15 protein-coding genes are annotated in these 17,813 nt (G+C 66.5%); 6 read left to right on the plus strand and 9 right to left on the minus strand.

All coding sequences use genetic code 11. The features are described 5' to 3' along the window. Positions 1-27: 27 nt before the first annotated feature. The 3 genes from ACS8YF_RS02135 to ACS8YF_RS02145 all read right to left on the minus strand — a co-directional run bounded on the left by ACS8YF_RS02135 (position 28) and on the right by ACS8YF_RS02145 (position 3,928). Positions 28-2,040 carry a UvrD-helicase domain-containing protein gene (locus tag ACS8YF_RS02135; RefSeq protein WP_440848574.1) on the minus strand — a complete coding sequence of 671 codons (2,013 nt, stop codon included), beginning with the start codon at positions 2,038-2,040 and terminating at the stop codon, positions 28-30. A gap of 90 nt (positions 2,041-2,130) precedes the next feature. Further along, entirely contained in the window at positions 2,131-3,636 is a 1,506-nt protein-coding gene (locus tag ACS8YF_RS02140) for a YifB family Mg chelatase-like AAA ATPase (RefSeq protein ID WP_440848575.1), read from the minus strand. Between the two features lie 49 nt (positions 3,637-3,685). Next, entirely contained in the window at positions 3,686-3,928 is a 243-nt protein-coding gene (locus tag ACS8YF_RS02145) for an accessory factor UbiK family protein (RefSeq protein ID WP_440848576.1), read from the minus strand. A gap of 229 nt (positions 3,929-4,157) precedes the next feature. Between ACS8YF_RS02145 and glnK the strand changes: the two genes are divergently transcribed. The 4 genes from glnK (at position 4,158) to ACS8YF_RS02165 (ending at position 8,050) form a co-directional block, all read left to right on the plus strand. Then, positions 4,158-4,496: a P-II family nitrogen regulator gene (glnK, locus tag ACS8YF_RS02150; protein WP_440848577.1), complete on the plus strand. Its 339-nt coding sequence runs from the start codon at positions 4,158-4,160 to the stop codon at positions 4,494-4,496. 422 nt (positions 4,497-4,918) lie between these two features. Beyond that, a complete protein-coding gene (locus tag ACS8YF_RS02155; protein WP_440848578.1) occupies positions 4,919-6,226 on the plus strand; it encodes an ammonium transporter in 1,308 nt (435 codons plus the stop codon). A gap of 127 nt (positions 6,227-6,353) precedes the next feature. Next, positions 6,354-7,679, plus strand: coding sequence for an ammonium transporter (locus ACS8YF_RS02160; RefSeq protein ID WP_440848693.1), 1,326 nt, complete (start codon positions 6,354-6,356; stop codon positions 7,677-7,679). A 32-nt stretch (positions 7,680-7,711) separates the two neighbouring features. Continuing rightward, the gene (locus ACS8YF_RS02165) at positions 7,712-8,050 is read left to right on the plus strand and encodes a P-II family nitrogen regulator (RefSeq protein WP_440848579.1); all 339 of its coding nucleotides are present in this window, start codon (positions 7,712-7,714) and stop codon (positions 8,048-8,050) included. A gap of 156 nt (positions 8,051-8,206) precedes the next feature. On the opposite strand, the gene ACS8YF_RS02170 is transcribed toward ACS8YF_RS02165, so the two are convergent. From ACS8YF_RS02170 to ppk1, 4 genes are all read right to left on the minus strand, one after another. Continuing rightward, positions 8,207-9,223 (minus strand): hydrolase, encoded by a 1,017-nt coding sequence (locus ACS8YF_RS02170; RefSeq protein ID WP_440848580.1) that lies wholly within the window; start codon positions 9,221-9,223, stop codon positions 8,207-8,209. Positions 9,224-9,342: 119 nt separating this feature from the next. Then, positions 9,343-10,053 (minus strand): monofunctional biosynthetic peptidoglycan transglycosylase, encoded by a 711-nt coding sequence (gene mtgA / locus ACS8YF_RS02175; protein ID WP_440848581.1) that lies wholly within the window; start codon positions 10,051-10,053, stop codon positions 9,343-9,345. Next, positions 10,050-11,075, minus strand: coding sequence for a lipid-binding SYLF domain-containing protein (locus ACS8YF_RS02180; RefSeq protein WP_440848582.1), 1,026 nt, complete (start codon positions 11,073-11,075; stop codon positions 10,050-10,052). The genes mtgA and ACS8YF_RS02180 overlap by 4 nt, the downstream gene beginning before the upstream one ends. 134 nt (positions 11,076-11,209) lie before the next feature. Next, positions 11,210-13,309 (minus strand): polyphosphate kinase 1, encoded by a 2,100-nt coding sequence (gene ppk1, locus ACS8YF_RS02185; RefSeq protein ID WP_440848583.1) that lies wholly within the window; start codon positions 13,307-13,309, stop codon positions 11,210-11,212. Between the two features lie 85 nt (positions 13,310-13,394). On the opposite strand from ppk1, the gene ACS8YF_RS02190 reads away from it, so the two are divergent. Next, the gene (locus ACS8YF_RS02190) at positions 13,395-14,231 is read left to right on the plus strand and encodes a PhzF family phenazine biosynthesis protein (RefSeq protein ID WP_440848584.1); all 837 of its coding nucleotides are present in this window, start codon (positions 13,395-13,397) and stop codon (positions 14,229-14,231) included. Then, entirely contained in the window at positions 14,228-14,605 is a 378-nt protein-coding gene (locus tag ACS8YF_RS02195; RefSeq protein WP_440848585.1) for a DUF423 domain-containing protein, read from the plus strand. The genes ACS8YF_RS02190 and ACS8YF_RS02195 overlap by 4 nt, the downstream gene beginning before the upstream one ends. A gap of 102 nt (positions 14,606-14,707) precedes the next feature. Here ACS8YF_RS02195 and ACS8YF_RS02200 read toward each other — a convergent pair whose 3' ends face one another. Then, entirely contained in the window at positions 14,708-15,109 is a 402-nt protein-coding gene (locus ACS8YF_RS02200) for a (R)-mandelonitrile lyase (protein ID WP_440848586.1), read from the minus strand. 196 nt (positions 15,110-15,305) lie between these two features. Beyond that, positions 15,306-17,201 carry a methyl-accepting chemotaxis protein gene (locus ACS8YF_RS02205; RefSeq protein ID WP_440848587.1) on the minus strand — a complete coding sequence of 632 codons (1,896 nt, stop codon included), beginning with the start codon at positions 17,199-17,201 and terminating at the stop codon, positions 15,306-15,308. Positions 17,202-17,813: the final 612 nt, after the last annotated feature.

Consider the following 17,813-nt stretch of genomic DNA (forward strand, 5'->3'; position numbering starts at 1 on the left):
GCGGCTGCGGTAGCGGGGCCCCGTGCGTCAACTGTCGGCCGACGCGCCGAGCATCGCCCGCAGGGCCGCGACCTGGTCACGGCCCTGCTCGGCGTTGGTCGCCTTGCTGCGTGTGCCGGTCGCGCTCGGCCATTCGAGTTCGTCGGCCGGCAGTTCGTCGAAGAAACGGCTGGGCACGCTGTCGGTTTCCTCGCCGCCGCGCCGGCGCTTGCGGGCGTAGGTCAGCGCCAGGGTCTTGCGCGCCCGGGTGATGCCGACATAGAGCAGGCGGCGTTCTTCCTCGATCTTGTCGTCCTCGAGGCAGGCGTGGTGCGGCAGCATGCCTTCTTCCAGGCCCGCGAGGAACACATGATCGAATTCCAGGCCCTTGGCGGCGTGCAACGTGAGCAGATGCACCTGGTTTTCGACGTCCTTTTCCGACTGGTTGGCGAAATCCATCAGCGACAGGCGCCGGACCACGTCCTCGAGCGTCGCCGGCTTGCCGTCCTCGGGATCGCTCATGCGGCCGAGCCAGGCGATGAATTCATCCAGATTCTCGATGCGCTTGCGCGCCGCCTTGGTATTGGCGGAGGTGTCGCGCAGCCAGTTGCGATAATCGATGTCGACGATGAGCTGGCTCACCAGCTCTTTCGGCGTCATGCCTTCGCTGTCCTGGGTCAGGTTGCGCAGCCAGTCGACGAAATCGGCCAGCCGTCGGCCGGAGCGCTCGCCCACGCCGCCGGCCAGGCCGATACCCCGGGCGGCATCGAACAGGCTGATATGGCGCGAGCCGGCATAGCGGCCCAGCGCTTCCAGCGTGGCCGGGCCGATCTCGCGGCGCGGGAGGTTGACGATGCGCAGGAAGGCGGCGTCGTCGTCCGGATTGACCATCAGTTTGAGATAGGTGACCAGGTCACGGATCTCGCTGCGCTCGAAGAACGAGCGCCCACCGGAGACGCGATACGGGATATCGCGCTCACGCAGGGCTTTTTCGAAGGCGCGCGACTGGAAATTGCCGCGATACAGCACGGCGTAGTCGCCGTAGGCCGTGCCGAGACGCAGCTTGTGCGAGGAAATCTCGCTGGCCACGCGCTCGGCCTCGCCGGCTTCGTCGGCGGCGGCCAGCACGCGCACGCGATCGCCCGGCCCCATCGCGCTCCATAACGTCTTTTCATAGGCGCGCTGGTTCGAGGCGCCGATCAGGCGGTTGGCCGCCGACAGCACGTTGCCCACCGAACGGTAATTCTGTTCGAGCTTGATCACCTTCAGATGCGGGAAATCGCGCGACAGATCGGCGATATTGCCGGGGCGCGCACCGCGCCAGGCATAGATCGACTGGTCGTCGTCGCCGACCACGGTGAAGGCCGCGCGCGCCCCGGCCAGCAGCCGCATCATTTCGTACTGGGCGGCGTTGGTGTCCTGATATTCGTCCACCAGCAGATAGCGGAACCGGTTCTGCCAGCGCTCGCGCGCTTCGTGATCGGTCGCGAGCAGATGCACGGGCAACGCCAGCAGGTCATCGAAATCGACCGCGTTATAAGCTTTCAGCCGACGCTGGTATTCGCTGTAGGCGCGAGCCAGCGGCACGTCGCTGCCCGAGGCCTGGGCCTGGGCGGTTTCGGGGTCGACCAGCGCGGATTTCCAATTGCTGATGGCCGCCTTGGTCGCCTTGCGCTGGTCGCCGTCGCGGCCGACCAGATCGGCCAGCACCTTGTCGGCATCCTCGGAATCGAAGATGGAAAAGCGCGGCTTGTAGCCCAGCGCGGCATGCTCTTCGCGGATCATCTGCAGGCCGAGGCTATGGAACGTGCTGACCGTCAGACCGCGCGCATCGTCGGCCGAGATGAGCTTGGCGGCGCGCTGTTTCATCTCGCGCGCGGCCTTGTTGGTGAAGGTCAGCGCGACCACGCGACGGGCGTCGTAGCCGCGCGCGATCAGATGCGCGATCTTGCGCGTGATGACACCCGTCTTGCCCGAGCCGGCACCGGCCAGAACGAGCAGCGGACCGTCGAGATACCGCATCGCGGCATCCTGTTGGGGGTTGAGCTTGGGTAGCGCCATGATCGCGCGATTCTACCAGTCGATACCGCGCCGGCGTGTGCCATGTGGCATTCATCCGGCGCCGGTCCGGCCCGGATGGGCCGGCCGGCGTCAATCCCGATCCAGCTGGCGATAGCCGATCGCTTCGGCGATATCGGGGGCCTGTATCTGCTCATGACCCGCCAGATCGGCGATCGTGCGCGCCACGCGCAGAATCCGATGATAGCCCCGGGCCGACAAGCCCAGCCGGTCGATGGCCTGGTCGATCAAGCGGGCGGCCTCGGCGCTTGGCGCGCAGTGCGCATCGACCTGGCGCGGGGTCAGGGCGGCGTTGGGTGCACCACTGCGTGCCTGCGCGCGCTGTCTTGCACCATGAACGCGCGCCTGCACCATCGCGGAGCACTCGACCTCCGGCGCTTCGGCCGTCAGCACTTTTTTGGTGATCGGCGCCACATTAAGATGCATGTCGATGCGATCGAGCAGCGGGCCGGAAATTCGGGCGCGATAGCGCTCGATCCGCTCGGGCGTGCAGTGACAACGGCCCGATGCGTCGCCCTGATAGCCGCAGGGGCAGGGATTCATCGCGGCGACCAGCTGGAACGCGGCGGGAAACTCCGATTGCCGCGCCGCGCGGGAGATCACGATATGGCCGGATTCCAGCGGCTCGCGCAGGACTTCCAGCACCCGCCGATCGAACTCGGGCAACTCGTCGAGAAACAACACGCCGCGGTGGGCGAGCGTGATCTCGCCCGGGCGCGGCGTGGAACCGCCGCCGACCAGGGCCACGCCCGAAGCGGTGTGATGCGGCGCGCGGAACGGGCGCCGCCCCCATAGCGCGGGGTCGAACCCCCCGCCCGATATCGAGGCGATCGCAGCCACTTCCAGCGCCTGCTCGCGCTCCAGCGGCGGCAGCAACCCCACCAGGCGCGAGGCCAGCATGGTCTTGCCCGCGCCCGGCGGGCCGATCATCAACAGGGAATGGCCGCCGGCCGCGGCGATTTCCAGCGCGCGCTTGGCCTGGGCCTGGCCACGCACGTCGGCCAGGTCGGGCACAGCCTGCTGTTCGCCATCCCCCGGCTCGGCCACCGGCCTCGCCCAAAGCGTCTCGCCGCCAGCCAGGGTGGTGGCGACATCGGCCAGATGCGTGGCGGTACGGGCGGCGTCATCGCCGGCCAGTGCCGCCTCGCCGCCATTGTCCGCCGGCAGGACCAGCCGGCGCTGCACCCCGGCGGCCGCCAGCGTGGCCGGCAGAGCACCACGTACGCCGCGCAAGGCCCCCGAGAGCGACAGTTCACCCAGAAACTCGTGCCCGTTCAACGCGTCGGACGGAATCTGGCCGGACGCCGCGAGAATGCCCAGCGCGATCGCCAGATCGAAACGCCCGCCCTCTTTGGGTAGATCGGCCGGCGCCAGATTGACCGTGATTCGCCGCGTGGGAAACTGGTAGCCACTGTTGCTGATCGCGGCACGCACGCGATCCTTGCTCTCCTTTACCTCGGTTTCCGGCAGACCGACGATGGCCAGCGCCGGCAGGCCCCCGGCCAGATCCACCTCGACCGCCACCGGCGGCGCGTGCAGGCCGGTCTGGGCCCGGCTGTGGACAGTCGCCAGCGCCATGGGTCAGATCGCCCGGCGCCGCCCGTGATTCCAGCGCGCGCGGCGCGCCCTAACTGTCGCCGTCATGCGATTCCAGTTGCGCCACGCGTTGTTCCAGCTCCCCCAGACGCTTGCGGGCCTGCACGAGCATTTCGCGCGTGGCCTCGAACTCCTCGCGCGCAACCAGATCCAGCTCGGCGAGCTGGCTCTGCAGCACGGCCCGGAAATTGGCCTTCAATTCCTCGCGCAGCGGTGCGACCTGGGGCGGTAACGCATTGGCCAGACGGGCGGCCATATCTTCGATCGAACGCATATCCGATTCCGTGGAGATGAATACGCGCAAGGATGCATCGGTGCGCGCACGGGCGCAAAGCACTCGCCGGATTTCAGGCCGGGATTCGGGCGCGATGACGCTCCGGCGCGCCTGCGCGGTGAAGCTTGGCACGGTGAGTGCTAGACATATCCGGCAATCGTCCGGGGCCCGGGTCATACGTCGATAAAAGCCTGCCGGATTGTGTGTTCATGCGCGACAGGAGCCAGTTATGAAATTGATCACCGCCATCATCAAACCATTCAAGCTCGACGAGGTCCGTGAAGCGCTGTCCGAAGTGGGCGTACAGGGCATCACGGTCACCGAGGTCAAGGGCTTCGGCCGTCAGAAGGGGCATACGGAGCTGTACCGCGGCGCCGAGTACGTCGTCGATTTCCTGCCCAAGGTAAAGATCGAGGTGGCAATCGAGGAGCCGAATCTGGATGCCGCCGTCGAGGCGATCTCCAGGGCGGCCCACACCGGCAAGATCGGCGACGGCAAGATCTTCGTCTCCGCACTGGAACAGGCGATCCGTATCCGTACCGGCGAAACCGGCCAGGATGCGCTCTAGACAAGCGAACGCAGCGGCTGACACCGGCCGGGGAATGCCTGGGGCAGGCGGCGATCTTCAAGCCCGCGTGCCTTCGAAGCGCTCCCACCGACGCGGGTCGGGGCATGCGCCGCCTGCACGACACCGATCGCGAACCGGCAATGCGACCGGCCGAGACCGGGCGTCATGGGCGGGCCACCGGGGTCACCGTGCATTCGGGATTATTCGACTCATCCGGGGAGGGCTTCCGTTTACGGGGGCTTTTCATACATCACACCGCGCGAACGGGCACGGCCCGTCACGGCATCTGGCACAAACCGTGCTTGAACCCAAACCGTGCAACGGCCATCGCCAGGCCGATGGCCACAGGGGGCACGATCGGACGACCAACCGTTTTGCCTCGTCGTTCACCGCCCATGCGCAGACGTCAAAAAGGTAGCCTCATGTCAACACGTCTCTTATTGAAATCCACCGGTTTCGGTCTCGCCGCGCTCGCGCTGCCGGGCGCGGCCATGGCTCAGGCGAGCACGCCCACCCTCAACGCGGGCGACACCGCCTGGATGCTCACGGCCACGGCGCTGGTGCTGTTCATGACCATTCCGGGGCTGGCGCTGTTCTATGGCGGCATGGTGCGCGCCAAGAATTCGCTGTCCGTGCTCATGCAGTGCTTCGCCATCTGCTGCCTGGTCACCCTGATCTGGGCATTGTGGGGCTACAGCATCGCCTTCGGCGGCAGCGGCACGATCTGGGGCGGTCTGTCCAAGGCCTTCATGTCGGGCGTCGGCGTGAGCAGTCTCTCCGGCACGATTCCCGAGACGGTGTTCTCCACCTTTCAGTTGACCTTCGCCATCATCACGCCGGCCCTGATCGTCGGCGCCTTCGTCGAGCGCATGAAATTCTCGGCGATGCTGTGGTTCATCGGCCTGTGGGTGACCCTGGTCTATACCCCGATCGCCCACTGGGTCTGGGGCGGCGGCTTTCTGGGCGGTCTCGGCGTGCAGGACTTCGCCGGCGGCACCGTGGTGCACATCAACGCCGGCGTAGCCGGCCTGGTCGCGGCCCTGATGCTGGGCAAGCGCAGCGGCTACCCCAAGACCATGATGCGCCCGCATAACCTGGGTTACACGCTGATGGGCGCCTCCATGCTGTGGGTCGGCTGGTTCGGCTTCAACGCCGGCAGTGAGCTGGCCGCTGACGGCACCGCCGGCATGGCGATGTTCGTGACCCAACTGGCGACCGCGGTCGCGGCGCTCACCTGGATGTTCCTGGAGTGGGGCAGCCACGGCAAGCCGAGCGTTCTGGGCATTTGCTCGGGCGCGGTCGCCGGCCTGGTGGCGATCACCCCGGCCTCGGGCTTCGTCGGCCCGATGGGCTCGATCGCGGTCGGTGTGGGTGGCGGCTTCTTCGCCTTCTACGCCGTGACCCTGCTCAAGGGCAAGCTCGGCTACGACGATTCGCTCGACGCCTTCGGCGTACACGGCGTGGCCGGCATGGTCGGCGCCCTGCTCACCGGTATCTTCTCGGCCAAGAGCCTGGGCGGCGCCGGCCTGTCGGCCAACGCCGGCGGCAGCATCCTAACCCAGTTCGGCATCCAGGCGGCCGGCGTGTCGGTGACCATCATCTACTGCGCCATCATGACCGCGATCATCCTGACGGTGATCAAGGCGGTCATCGGCCTGCGGGTGGACGCCGAGTCCGAAGAAGCGGGTCTGGATCTGTCGCTGCACGACGAACGGGCCTACGACCTGTAGCGTGCACCGCCGCCGTCGATCCGGGGCGCCTTCGGGCGCCCTTTTTTCGTGCCGACGATTGGAGGACGGCGGCCGGGCACGGCTATACTCCGGTGCACCGCCTGCAATCGCACCGAAGATGAGCGCCATTTCGATACGTCGCCGTGCCTCGGCCCTTTTATTGTGCGCCGGGCTGATCGCCAGCCCTGCCGTCTGGGCGGCGCCTGCGTCCGCCACGTTCGACAAGGCCGACACCGCCTGGATGATGATGGCCACGGCGCTGGTGCTGTTCATGACGCTGCCCGGGCTGGCGCTGTTCTATGGTGGGCTGGTGCGGGTGCGCAACGTGCTGTCCGTGCTCATGCAGTGCTTCGCGATCTGTGCCCTGGCGTCCCTGCTCTGGTTCTTTGTCGGCTATAGCCTGGCGTTTTCGGGCCATGGCCTGTTCATCGGCAACCTGGACCGGATCGGCCTGGCCGGCATCACACCGAACGACGTGACCGGCACGATTCCGAGCCTGCTGTTCGTGCTCTATCAGATGACGTTCGCGGTGATCACCCCGGCGCTCATCATCGGCGGTTTCGCGGAACGGCTGCGGTTTTCGGCGCTGCTCTGGTTTTCGGGTCTGTGGTTGCTGCTGGTCTATGTCCCGGTGGTGCACTGGATCTGGGGCGGGGGCTGGCTCGGCCGGCTCGGCATGCTCGATTTCGCCGGCGGTACCGTGGTGCATATCACGGCCGGCGTGGCCGCGCTCATGGCCGCGCTCGTACTCGGCCCGCGCAATGGTTTCCAGAAGCGCCCCATGGCGCCGCACAACCTCACCATGACCGTCTCCGGCGCCGGCATGCTGTGGGTCGGCTGGTTCGGCTTCAACGGCGGCAGCGCGCTTGCAGTGGATGGCCAGGCGGTCAGCGCCATGCTGGCCACTCACCTGGCGGCCGCCGCCGGCTGCATCGCGTGGATTTCCGCGGAATGGATTCGTTTCGGCAAGCCGAGCGTACTCGGCATCGTCACCGGCATGGTGGCCGGGCTCGGCACGATCACCCCGGCCGCCGGTTACGTCGGCCCGGCCGCGGCGATCCTGATCGGCCTGGCCGGCGGCATCGTCTGCTTCGCCGCCACGATGTTCGTCGAACGCGTGCTGCATATCGATGATTCGCTGGACGTGTTTCCGGTCCACGGCGTTGGCGGCATGCTCGGCACACTCGCGGCCGGCGTGTTCGCCGCGACCGGCCTCGGGCCGTTGTCCGGCTACGGGCTGGCCGACGGCATGCCGGGCATCGCCGCCCAGTTCGGCGTGCAGTTGCTCGGCGTGGTGACGGTATTGATTTACACCGCCGCACTGACCTGGGGGCTGCTCAAGCTGGTCGACAGAATGGTTGGCCTGCGTATCGGGCACGACGAGGAGGATATCGGCCTGGATATCATCGAACATGAAGAACGCGGCTATGATCTGCAGAGCAGCGGCATGTAGACTCGCTCACAAGACATTGAGGAGAACACGAGATGAAAATGGTCACCGCGGTCATCAAGCCGTTTCGCATGGACGACGTCCGTGAGGCGCTCGCCGAAGTCGGCGTTCACGGTACGACGATGAGCGAAGTGCGCGGCTTCGGCCGGCAGAAAGGCCATACCGAGTTGTATCGCGGCGCGGAATATGCGGTCGACTTCCTGCCCAAGGTCAAGCTCGAGGTCGCAGTCGACGAAGACCGGCTCGACGCGGTGGTCGATGCCATCATCGGTGCGGCCAAGACCGGCCAGATCGGCGACGGCAAGATCTTCGTGCACGATCTCGATCAGGTCGTGCGCATCCGTACCGGCGAAACCGACAGCGACGCGATTTAGGCCCGGTGCCGCCGCTTCACGCGGTCGCCTTGCGGCGCGGTGAGTTGACGGACTGCTGTGCCGGGCGCGCGGCCGGCATGGCGCGCCCCGGCGCATAACCGGCGACGGGCGTGGTCTCGAGCCGGATGAAGACAGGCTCGCCCCGCGCCGCCCCTGTCACCCGGTTTCGCCGACCGGGCTATCCTCGGCGACCGGCTCGAAGCCGGGCAAGCGGCCGCGAAAATAGCTCGGAATCCGTTCCTCGAGCCAGTAGACCGGCGCGCCGAGACGGCCACCCGAGACAAAGCCGACATGCCCGCCGTGTGCCGAGAGTTCGAGCCGGATCGCGTCGGACAGCTCGTCGGCCCGCGGTACGACGTCGGGCGTCATGAAAGGGTCGTCGCGCGCATGCAGCACCAGGGTCGGCGTGCGAATGCGTTTGAGAAACCCCCGGCTACTGGCACGCGCATAGTAATCCTGCGCGTCGGCGAAGCCGTTCAACGGCGCGGTGATGGCGTTATCGAAACTCGGAAAATCGCGCAGCTCGCGCAGATGCGGCAACGGCCGATCGATGATGCCGGCCCGTACCTTGGCTTCCACGATTTCGCGCATGCCGTTGATCAGATGCGCCTGATACAGTCGGGAGAACCCGTGCTGTACCGCGTGGGCACAGATTTCGAGATCGTAGGGCACCGATACCGCGACCGCGCACGACAACGGCGCATCGCCTCCCTGCTCGCCCAGATACTTCAGTAATACGTTGCCACCGAGGGAATACCCCGCCGCGCCCAACGGGGCACGCGGGTAGCGTTCGCGCAGCCGCGCCAGTACGGTGGTCAGATCCCCGGTTTCGCCCGAATGATAGGAACGCGACAACCGGTTGGGCTGCGCCGCGCCGCGAAAATGCATGAGCACACCCCGCGCGCCGTGCGCCGCTACCTGGCGCAGCAGGCCACGGGCATATTTGGATTCGATCGACCCATTCAGCCCGTGCAACACCACGACCAGCGGCGCATCCGCGGCCAGATCGGTCTCGGGCAGCCAGGACAGATCGATGAAGTCGCCGTCCTCCAGCTCGAGTCGTTCGGGCACCACCGTCACCGGCGGCCGGGCCCGAATCTGCGAGGCGAACAGCGTCTGCGCGTGGGGATTGCGCAGCCAGAACGCCGGTTTGAACTCACTCGTTGTCAGCATGAGCACTGGGCCGGTCGGTGCCGGCCGGTATTGAAACGAAAACGGGGCCCGCCGGTTACGGCGGCCCGCACCACGGTGTCATCGCGCAGTGCGACCCGACAATATGGTGCATTTTACACTTAATTGCGCTGCAGGGCCGAGTCCAGATAATGCGGCCCCAAATGCCGCATCTGACGCAGAATCCATGCCTTTCGCCGGGTCAGGTAGCGCCCGGGGTGGGCCGCATCGTACTTGTCCGGCGCCGGGAGCACGGCCGCCAACGCCGCGCATTCACCATGCGACAGCTTTGCTGCCGGGATGTGAAACAGTTGTTGGGCGGCCGCCTGCACGCCGAAGGCCGTATCGCTGAACTGGGCGATGTTCAGATAGACGGCCAGCACGCGACGCTTGGACCAGAGCAGATCCATCCAGACGGTGATATAGGCTTCGATGGCCTTGCGGATATAGCTCTTGGCCGGCCACAGGAACAGATTCTTGGCCGTCTGCTGGGTGATCGTGCTGGCGCCGCGCACCACACCGCCGTTGGCGTTGTGCTTGAGGGCACGCGCAATCGACGACCAGACGAACCCGTGATTCGTGGGAAAGGTCTGGTCCTCGCCGGCCACCGCGGCCAGCGGCATGCAGGCCGCGATCCGATCGAGACCGACCCACTGGTGCCTGATCGTCCGGCCGGGGTGGCGGTCGTGAAGCCCGGCCGCCTTGCGCGTCATGAAGGCACTCGCAGGCGGATGGATCACCCGGAACACCAGCAGCACCGCCGCCGGCGCCAGCGCGACGACGACGACGATGATCGCGATATCGCGAAACGGGCGTTTAAGCAGAAACCTCAATAGCCCTGGCTGCCCGCACCGCCAGTCTGCTGGCCGTTGTTGTTGGCCGCACTACCGTTATTGCCGGAGCCACCGTAGGTGCCGCTGCTGTAATCCGATGTGCCGTCGGCATTGTTACCGCCGCTGCCATTCTGCTGCACGGTGACGCCGCTGTTCGAGCCGCCATTGTACGGTTGGGTCTGGCCGTAGCCCTGCGTGCCCTGATTCGACTGGGCGCCGGCCGCATGGTTGCTTGCCGCGCCATTATCGCCGGTATCGCCGCCGCCCTGGTTGTTGCTGTTGTTGGCGCCGCCGACATGGGCGTCGTAGTGAAAGTGGTCGTTCGACGGCGGCATGTACTGGTTGAGCGTATAAACGAAGCGCCGACCGGACTTCGGAAGATTGCCGCTATCGCGCGTGAGCAGCGTGCGGGCGGAGATGCCGCTCTGGTTGTAGTACAACCAGTTCCAGTCCTTCTTGATGCCGATGTGTGCGCCGCTGAGCGATACGCCGCCGAACAGGCCGCGCGAACGCGAGTAGGAATACACTTCGGCGTTGAAATCGCCGTTGGTGGCTGCGCCTACCTTGCGACCGACCGGGCCGGCGGCCACCGAGGCATCCGCGCCGAGGCTGAACTGGCCATCGGCGAGCCGGCTGATGCTGCGCTGCGTCTTGAACACCAGGATGATGTCGGTCGAGGACACGCCGGCCTGAAAACCGACCGAGCCGCCGGACAGGCTGATGAAGGTCGGATCGGACCACTTGCCGTCCGCGGTGCGCACCGAAAGCACGCCATCGCCGTGTTCACCGGCGCCGATGAAGCCGATCTTGAGCACACTCGGGATCACGGCGATGCCGTAGGCCTGACGCAGCAGCGCCGACGGGATCTTGTTCTCCGGGATGTTGACGAACTGCTGGAGCACGCTGGTCGCGTCGTCCATCTTCTGGGCCTGCTTGCTGCTGGCGATCGCCGCGCTGCTGGTCGTCAGACCACCGACGATAATGAGCATCAGGCTGGCCAGTACGGTCATCCATCGTTTCATGTGGGTCATTCCCTTGTAAGGCGCGAACCGCCGTGCGGTTCGCTGGATCGGGTGGCCGGTTGCGCCGTACCACAGTCTATTGCCTGGGACCACGGCCGACGACAAGGGTTCATGACCTGCCGGGCGATGGTCCGCTACCCCGGTCCCTCCATGAGACGCTTCTGCACGGACACCACGGGCTCGTCGGCCGCTGGCCGCACCGGTGTATAGCGTCCGTTCTCGCCCAGCTGCCAAGCACCGCTGTTATCGGCGAGGTAAAGCCCCAACTCGCGCACGACACGATCATATAACGGGCGCGAGGTCACGGGAAAGCAGATCTCGACCCGACGAAAGAAATTGCGATCCATCCAGTCGGCGCTGGACATGTACAACTCGGGATCGCCGTCGCCGGCGAAATGGAACACACGCGTGTGCTCCAGGAACCGCCCCACGATCGAGCGCACGCGGATGTTGTCCGACACCCCCTCGACGCCCGGACGCAGGCAGCAGATGCCGCGCACGATCAGATCGATCTGCACGCCGGCCACCGATGCCGCATACAGCGCCCGGATCACCGCCGGCTCGACCAGCGAATTCATCTTGGCCACGATCCAGGCGGGCCGGCCGGCCGCCGCGGCCTCGGCTTCGCGACCGATCTTGGCGACGATGGCATCGTGCATGCGGAAGGGCGCGTCGACGAGCCGCTCCAGCCCGCTGACCTTGCCCAGGCTGGTGAGCTGCAGAAAGATCTCGTGTACGTCGTTACCGAGCGCATGATCGCAGGACATCAGACCGTAGTCGGTGTACAACCGCGCGGTCTTGGGATGGTAGTTGCCGGTGCCCACGTGCACGTAGTTGTGCAGGCCATCGGGCTCCCGGCGCACGATCAGCGTCATCTTGGCGTGGGTCTTGTAACCGACCACGCCATACACGACATGCGCGCCGGCCGCCTGCAGCCGGTTGGCGAGCTCGATATTGTCGGCCTCGTCGAAGCGGGCCCTGAGCTCAACCACGACGGTGACTTCCTTGCCCGCCCGCGCGGCCTCGACCAGCGCATCCACCACCGCCGAGTCCGGCCCGGTGCGATACAGCGTCTGCTTGATCGCCAGCACCTTGGGGTCGGAGCCGGCCCGGCGCACGAAATCGATCACCGGCAGGAAGGAGTCGAACGGGTGGTGCAGCAGCACATCGCCCGCCCGGATCTCGGCGAACAGATCGCCCGACGGCGCGAGCGCGTTGGGCAGCCGCGGCGTGAAGGCGGGATACTTCAGGTCGGGCCGGTCGACCGTGCCCTGCAACGACAGCAGGCGATTGACGTTGACCGGGCCATTGACCTGATACAAATCCTCGCGCGTGAGCAGGAACCGTGCGAGCAGATAATCCGACAGTTCCTGCGGGCAGTTGTGCGCCACTTCCAGGCGCACGCAGTCGCCGTAGCGCCGCCCCGGCAACTCGCCCTCCACCGCGCGCAGCAGATCGTCGACCTCTTCCTCATCCACATACAGATCGGAGTTACGGGTCACGCGGAACTGGTAGCAGCCATCGGCGCGCATGCTGGGGAACAGATCGCCGACGTGCTCGTGGATGATCGACGACAGGAATACGAAATCGTGGGTCCCGCTGCCGGTAGCCTCCGGCGGCAGCGCGATGATGCGCGGCAGCGCGCGCGGCGCCTGGACCACGGCATGGCGGATCTTGCGGCCGAACGCATCGGTGCCGTCGAGCGCCACGATGAAATTCAGGGATTTGTTGAGAATCCGCGGAAACGGATGCGCCGGATCGAGCCCGATCGGACTGATCACGGGCAACAGCTCCTCCTCGAAATATTCCGCCAGCCAGGCGCGTTGGTCGGCATTCCACTCCGACCGTCGCAGGAATCGAATACCCTCGGCTTCCAGCGCCGGAATGATCTCGTCGTTGAGCGTGGCGTACTGCTTGTCCACCAGCGTATGGGCCCGTTCACTGATCGCGCGTAACACCTCGCTGGGCGTGCGGTTGTCGGCCTCGCTGGGCGTATCCAGCAGTTCCGCCTTCTGCTTGAGACCCGCCACCCGGACTTCGAAGAACTCGTCCAGATTGGTGGACGAGATACACAGAAACTTCAGCCGCTCCAGCAGCGGCACCGACTCATCCTGCGCCTGCGCCAGCACGCGGTCGTTGAATTCGAGCAACGACAGCTCCCGGTTGATGAACAACTCGGGGGCGGCGAACGCGTCCGGCGTGGGTACGGTGGAAGCATCGGCGGGTTGGGTCATGCGAAACTCTCCTGGAACGGACACGGCAGCTGGAATCGATACAGTGGCCCGAGCCACCACACACGCCACATTACATGACACCTCTATGACAATCGGACGACAACCCCTGGCTTTTCATCAGGTGGATGCCTTCACTGATCGCGTATTCGCCGGCAACCCGGCGGCGGTCTACGTGCTCGATGCCTGGCCGGACGACGCAACACTCGCCGCACTGGCCGCCGAGCACAATCTATCGGAGACGGCTTTCGTGGTTCCCGGGGCGCACGCGCGCCACGAGCTGCGCTGGTTCACGCCCACGGTGGAAGTCGAGCTCTGCGGCCATGCCACGCTCGCCAGCGCCCACGTGCTGCTCAACGAACGGACCGGCCACGACGCGCCGCTGACGTTCGTCACCCGCTTCGCGGGCGAACTCGGCGTCGACGCCCGCGACGGCCGGCTGTGGCTGGATCTGCCGGCCCGCATCGCAACCCCGGTCGAGCGCGACATCGCCGACGTCGCGACCGCGCTCGGCGGCCGGCCGATCGAATGGCAGGCGGCCACCAACTACCTGGCGGTGTTCGAAACCGCCGCCGAAGTCGCGGCACTGGCCCCGGACATGCGCGCCCTGGCCCGGCATTCGGCCCGGACCCATCTCGGCTTCATCGCCACCGCCGCGGCCGACGATGGCGTGCACGATTTCGTTTCGCGCTTTTTCGCGCCGGGCCACGGCGTCGACGAAGATCCCGTCACCGGCTCGGCCCACTGCACGCTGGCGCCTTACTGGGCCCAACGCCTGGGCCGGACGGAACTGGCGGCACGCCAGATCTCGGCTCGCGGCGGCGAATTGCTGTGTCGCGTCGACGGCGATCGCGTGCATGTCGGCGGCCAGGCGGTGACATTCTGTTCCGGCACCACATACCTGCCCGAGGACGGCCACTCATGATTCGGCTCACGCTTGTTTTCGCCGCGCTTTACGGCGGGCTCGCCGTCTGCCTCGGCGCGTTCGGCGCGCACGCCCTGTCTTCGCATCTGTCCGAGCGCATGCAGGCCGTCTGGCATACCGCCGAGCAATACCAGTTCTATCACGCCCTCGCCCTGCTGGCGCTCGCCCTGCTGATGCGCACCGGGCTGACGGGCGCCGCGATCACCATCGCGGCCTGGTGCTTCATCGCGGGCACGCTGATCTTCTCCGGCAGCCTCTATCTACTGGCCGGCTCCGGCGTGAAGATTCTGGGCGCGATCACGCCGATCGGCGGCGTACTGCTCATCGTCGGCTGGATCGCGTTACTGACCGGCGCATGGCGGATGACGCCATAACGCCCCAGCGACCGCTCGCCCGCCGCGCGGTCTCGCCCGGCGGCCCATGATCAGCCAGCCGGCACCGCCAAGCCACGGCGCGCAGGACGCGAACTGAAAAGATCACACCTCGCCGCGGTACTGGGCGTCCGTGACCTTTTCCATCCAGTCAACCACCCGACCGTCCTCGGCCTCGGCGATCGCCACATGGGTCATGGCGACATCCGGCGCCGCGCCATGCCAGTGTTTTTCGTCCGGCTCGAACCAGATCACGTCCCCCGGATGGATCTTCTCGATCCGGCCGCCGTCGCGCTGGACCCGGCCCTGGCCCCCGGTGACCAGCAGCGTCTGGCCCAGCGGATGGGTATGCCAGGCGGTTCGCGCCCCGGGCTCGAAGGTCACGATCGCCCCGCTCACGCGAGCCGGCTCGCGGCCGGAAAACGGCGCGTCGATACGCACGCGGCCGGTGAAATAATCGGCAGGGCCGGCCGCCGACGGCTTTGAACCATTGCGCTGAATATCCATGATCGGTCTTCTCCGGGGAACTGGGCCCCCAGCCTGCAGCACGCGCGCCGCCAAGGCGAGCGGTTGCGCAATGGCGGCAGACGGCGCCCGGCCGACGCGCAACCGGCCAGGCCGCGCCGGATGCGCCCGCAACGCATGCCTGCAGCGCCTGGCGGCCACTTCGATCGCATCGTCACGGCCCCGGAGGGCCGCCCGGCTATGACGACACCGCGGCCTCGGATTCACCCCACCCCGAGACCTCGCCGCGCGCCGGCAGGGCACCGGCGTCCAACCTCGCGTGCCCGGCGTCGGCTTCGCGCAGGCGGAAGGCTGCGACCGTATCCGCCAGCTCCCTGGCCTGCTGGTGCAGCGCCTCACTCGCGGCCGCCGACTGTTCCACCAGGGCGGCGTTCTGCTGCGTCATGCCCTCGAGCTGCGAAACCGACTGGCTCACCTGCCCGATGCCGGTTGCCTGCTCGGCGGCAGCGCTCGTGAGCTCGACGAGCATGGTGCTGACCTGCTCGATTCGTTGCACGATGCCCTGCATGGCGCTATCGGCGGCCTCCACCTCGACCACCCCGATGTCGGTCTGCTGGCTGGCGTCGGCGATCAGCGTCTTGATCTCGCTGGCGGCTTCCGTGCTGCGGTTCGCCAGACCACGCACTTCTTCGGCGACCACGGCGAATCCACGGCCATGTTCGCCGGCGCGGGCGGCCTCGACCGAGGCATTCAGGGCAAGCAGGTTGGTCTGGAAGGCGATCGTGTCGATCATCTCCAGAATGCCCTCGATCTTCTTGCTCGAATCCTGCATGCGCTGCATCGCGCCGTTGACCGCCTGCATGCGCTGCCCGCCCTGGCGTGCCGTTTCGGCGGCTTCGCTGGCGACCTCGCTGGCCTGGCGCGACGAGGCGGCGGAATGTTCCACCGTCCCCGTGAGCTGCTCGACCGCCGCGGCCGACTGTTCCAGCTGGGCGGCGGTTTCTTCGGTTCGCTGCGACAGATCCTGGCTGCCCTGGCTTATTTCATCCGAGGCCGTACGCACCGATTCGCTGGTGCCGCGGACATGCAGCAGGACATCGTTGATGCGTTCGACGAAGGCGTTGAATGCGCCGGCAATACCGGCGATCTCATCGCGGCCCCGCACCGGCAGGCGGCGCGACAGATCGCCCTCTCCGGAGGCGATGTCGTCGAGCGCGTCGCGGACACCCGCCAGCCGCCGGAAGCTCGGCTTTAGAGCCAGCCAGAGAATGGCGGCGGCCAGCACGGCCGTGATCAGCAGCGCGATCAGCATCGTCTGGCCCGCGCTGTGCAAGCCAGCCAGCGCCTCGCGCTGATTCATCGCGATCACCAGCGTCCAGTCCGTATTCGGGATGGCCTCTGCGAGCACCCGCTCCTTCACACCGTCGAGACTGACCCGGCGCACTTGCCCGCTGGACGCCGCCTGATGGAGCCACTGCGGGGTCAGTCTGGGATCGATCTTGGTCGCGGGCTTCAACGCGAGCGCAGTATCGGGGTGAGCGATCACGGTGCCGTGGCCATCGACCAGGAAGGCATAGCTATGCTGCGTCGGCTTGATCGCCTTGACGTTGGCGACCACCCGATCGAGCGGCATATCACCCGCCACCACCGCCGCCAGCTGCCCATCTTTCATTACCGGCGTGGCGAATGGCACGGCCAGTTTATGGGTGGCCGCATCCATGTACGGCTTGGTCGCCACGGTATGCCCGGCCTTGGCCGCCTGTTCGTACCAGATCCGCTGCGTGGGCTGAAAACCCGGCGGCGGGGTCCAGTTGCTGCCCGAGACGAACCGCTCGTCCGGATATCCCGCGTACACCATGGAGAACTGGCTGGCTTTTTCGATCAGAGCCATCGACGAGGCCGCGTCCGGCTGGAGCGCGCGCTGGCCGATCGATGACACCAGCCGCTTCTCGGTCGCACTCCATTGCGCAATCGCCATGACGTGGCCGGTGGCGATCGACTTGAGATTAGCGGCAATGCTCTGGTTGTTGTAGGCGTTCATCACGCGCCAGGTGGCCGCGCCGATCACGACCAGCGACAACACAATGATCGCGATGCAGATCGCCAGAATACGGGCGCGTAGAGAATGTCGCATCAGAACCTCGGTGAAAGCGTCGGACAGCGATCGGATTAACGGCGACTTGCGGCCGGTCTTTAGGGGCGATTGCCGTTTCGTACATGTGCCGCGTTGGAGACCGCAAATCCGTTGAGACAAGGCGCGCGCCGCCGGTCGTGACGTGCCAGCGACAGGCGCCGCTTGGCGTGGCGGGGCCCGCGGTCAAGGCGCGAACAGCGTGCCGGACGGGTTTCACGCGGCTGGGAACGTTTCGGGACAAACGCCGCCTCGATCCGAACGGCTAATATCCGATGCCCGTTCGCCGATCCGCCGTTCTCATCTCGATCCCCGATCGCAACGCGATGCGACCGTATCCGCCGCGGCATCGGCGGCCGGACCTATAACCCTCGGCGCGGCGCCGTTTATCCAAACGAACCGACACAGGAAAACGAACTCGCCCATGCCGCTCGCCGCTTGCGCGCGATCGAGATCAAGGGCACTTTCTGCCGCCCCCGAAACCCGAGACCTTCGCGCGCTGGGCCGGGCAAACACCCGCGGATTTCGTGTTCTTAAAGCGCCGCGCTATAGCGTGCATGAGGGCATTGTTGGCGCTGTCTCCGATCAGGGTCTTTGGCAGCGAAGCGCGGAAAC

This window comes from Salinisphaera sp. SWV1 (assembly GCF_052044155.1).
Taxonomy (GTDB): domain Bacteria; phylum Pseudomonadota; class Gammaproteobacteria; order Nevskiales; family Salinisphaeraceae; genus Salinisphaera.

Excerpts from the sequence above, each read along its gene's own strand:
- ACS8YF_RS02135 (WP_440848574.1), bottom strand. The coding sequence starts at position 2,040 with ATGGCGCTACCCAAGCTCAACCCCCAACAGGATGCCGCGATGCGGTAT.
- ACS8YF_RS02140 (WP_440848575.1), bottom strand. The coding sequence starts at position 3,636 with ATGGCGCTGGCGACTGTCCACAGCCGGGCCCAGACCGGCCTGCACGCG.
- ACS8YF_RS02145 (WP_440848576.1), bottom strand. The coding sequence starts at position 3,928 with ATGCGTTCGATCGAAGATATGGCCGCCCGTCTGGCCAATGCGTTACCG.
- glnK (WP_440848577.1), top strand. The coding sequence starts at position 4,158 with ATGAAATTGATCACCGCCATCATCAAACCATTCAAGCTCGACGAGGTC.
- ACS8YF_RS02155 (WP_440848578.1), top strand. The coding sequence starts at position 4,919 with ATGTCAACACGTCTCTTATTGAAATCCACCGGTTTCGGTCTCGCCGCG.
- ACS8YF_RS02165 (WP_440848579.1), top strand. The coding sequence starts at position 7,712 with ATGAAAATGGTCACCGCGGTCATCAAGCCGTTTCGCATGGACGACGTC.
- ACS8YF_RS02170 (WP_440848580.1), bottom strand. The coding sequence starts at position 9,223 with ATGCTGACAACGAGTGAGTTCAAACCGGCGTTCTGGCTGCGCAATCCC.
- ACS8YF_RS02180 (WP_440848582.1), bottom strand. The coding sequence starts at position 11,075 with ATGAAACGATGGATGACCGTACTGGCCAGCCTGATGCTCATTATCGTC.
- ppk1 (WP_440848583.1), bottom strand. The coding sequence starts at position 13,309 with ATGACCCAACCCGCCGATGCTTCCACCGTACCCACGCCGGACGCGTTC.
- ACS8YF_RS02190 (WP_440848584.1), top strand. The coding sequence starts at position 13,395 with ATGACAATCGGACGACAACCCCTGGCTTTTCATCAGGTGGATGCCTTC.
- ACS8YF_RS02195 (WP_440848585.1), top strand. The coding sequence starts at position 14,228 with ATGATTCGGCTCACGCTTGTTTTCGCCGCGCTTTACGGCGGGCTCGCC.
- ACS8YF_RS02200 (WP_440848586.1), bottom strand. The coding sequence starts at position 15,109 with ATGGATATTCAGCGCAATGGTTCAAAGCCGTCGGCGGCCGGCCCTGCC.
- ACS8YF_RS02205 (WP_440848587.1), bottom strand. The coding sequence starts at position 17,201 with ATGCGACATTCTCTACGCGCCCGTATTCTGGCGATCTGCATCGCGATC.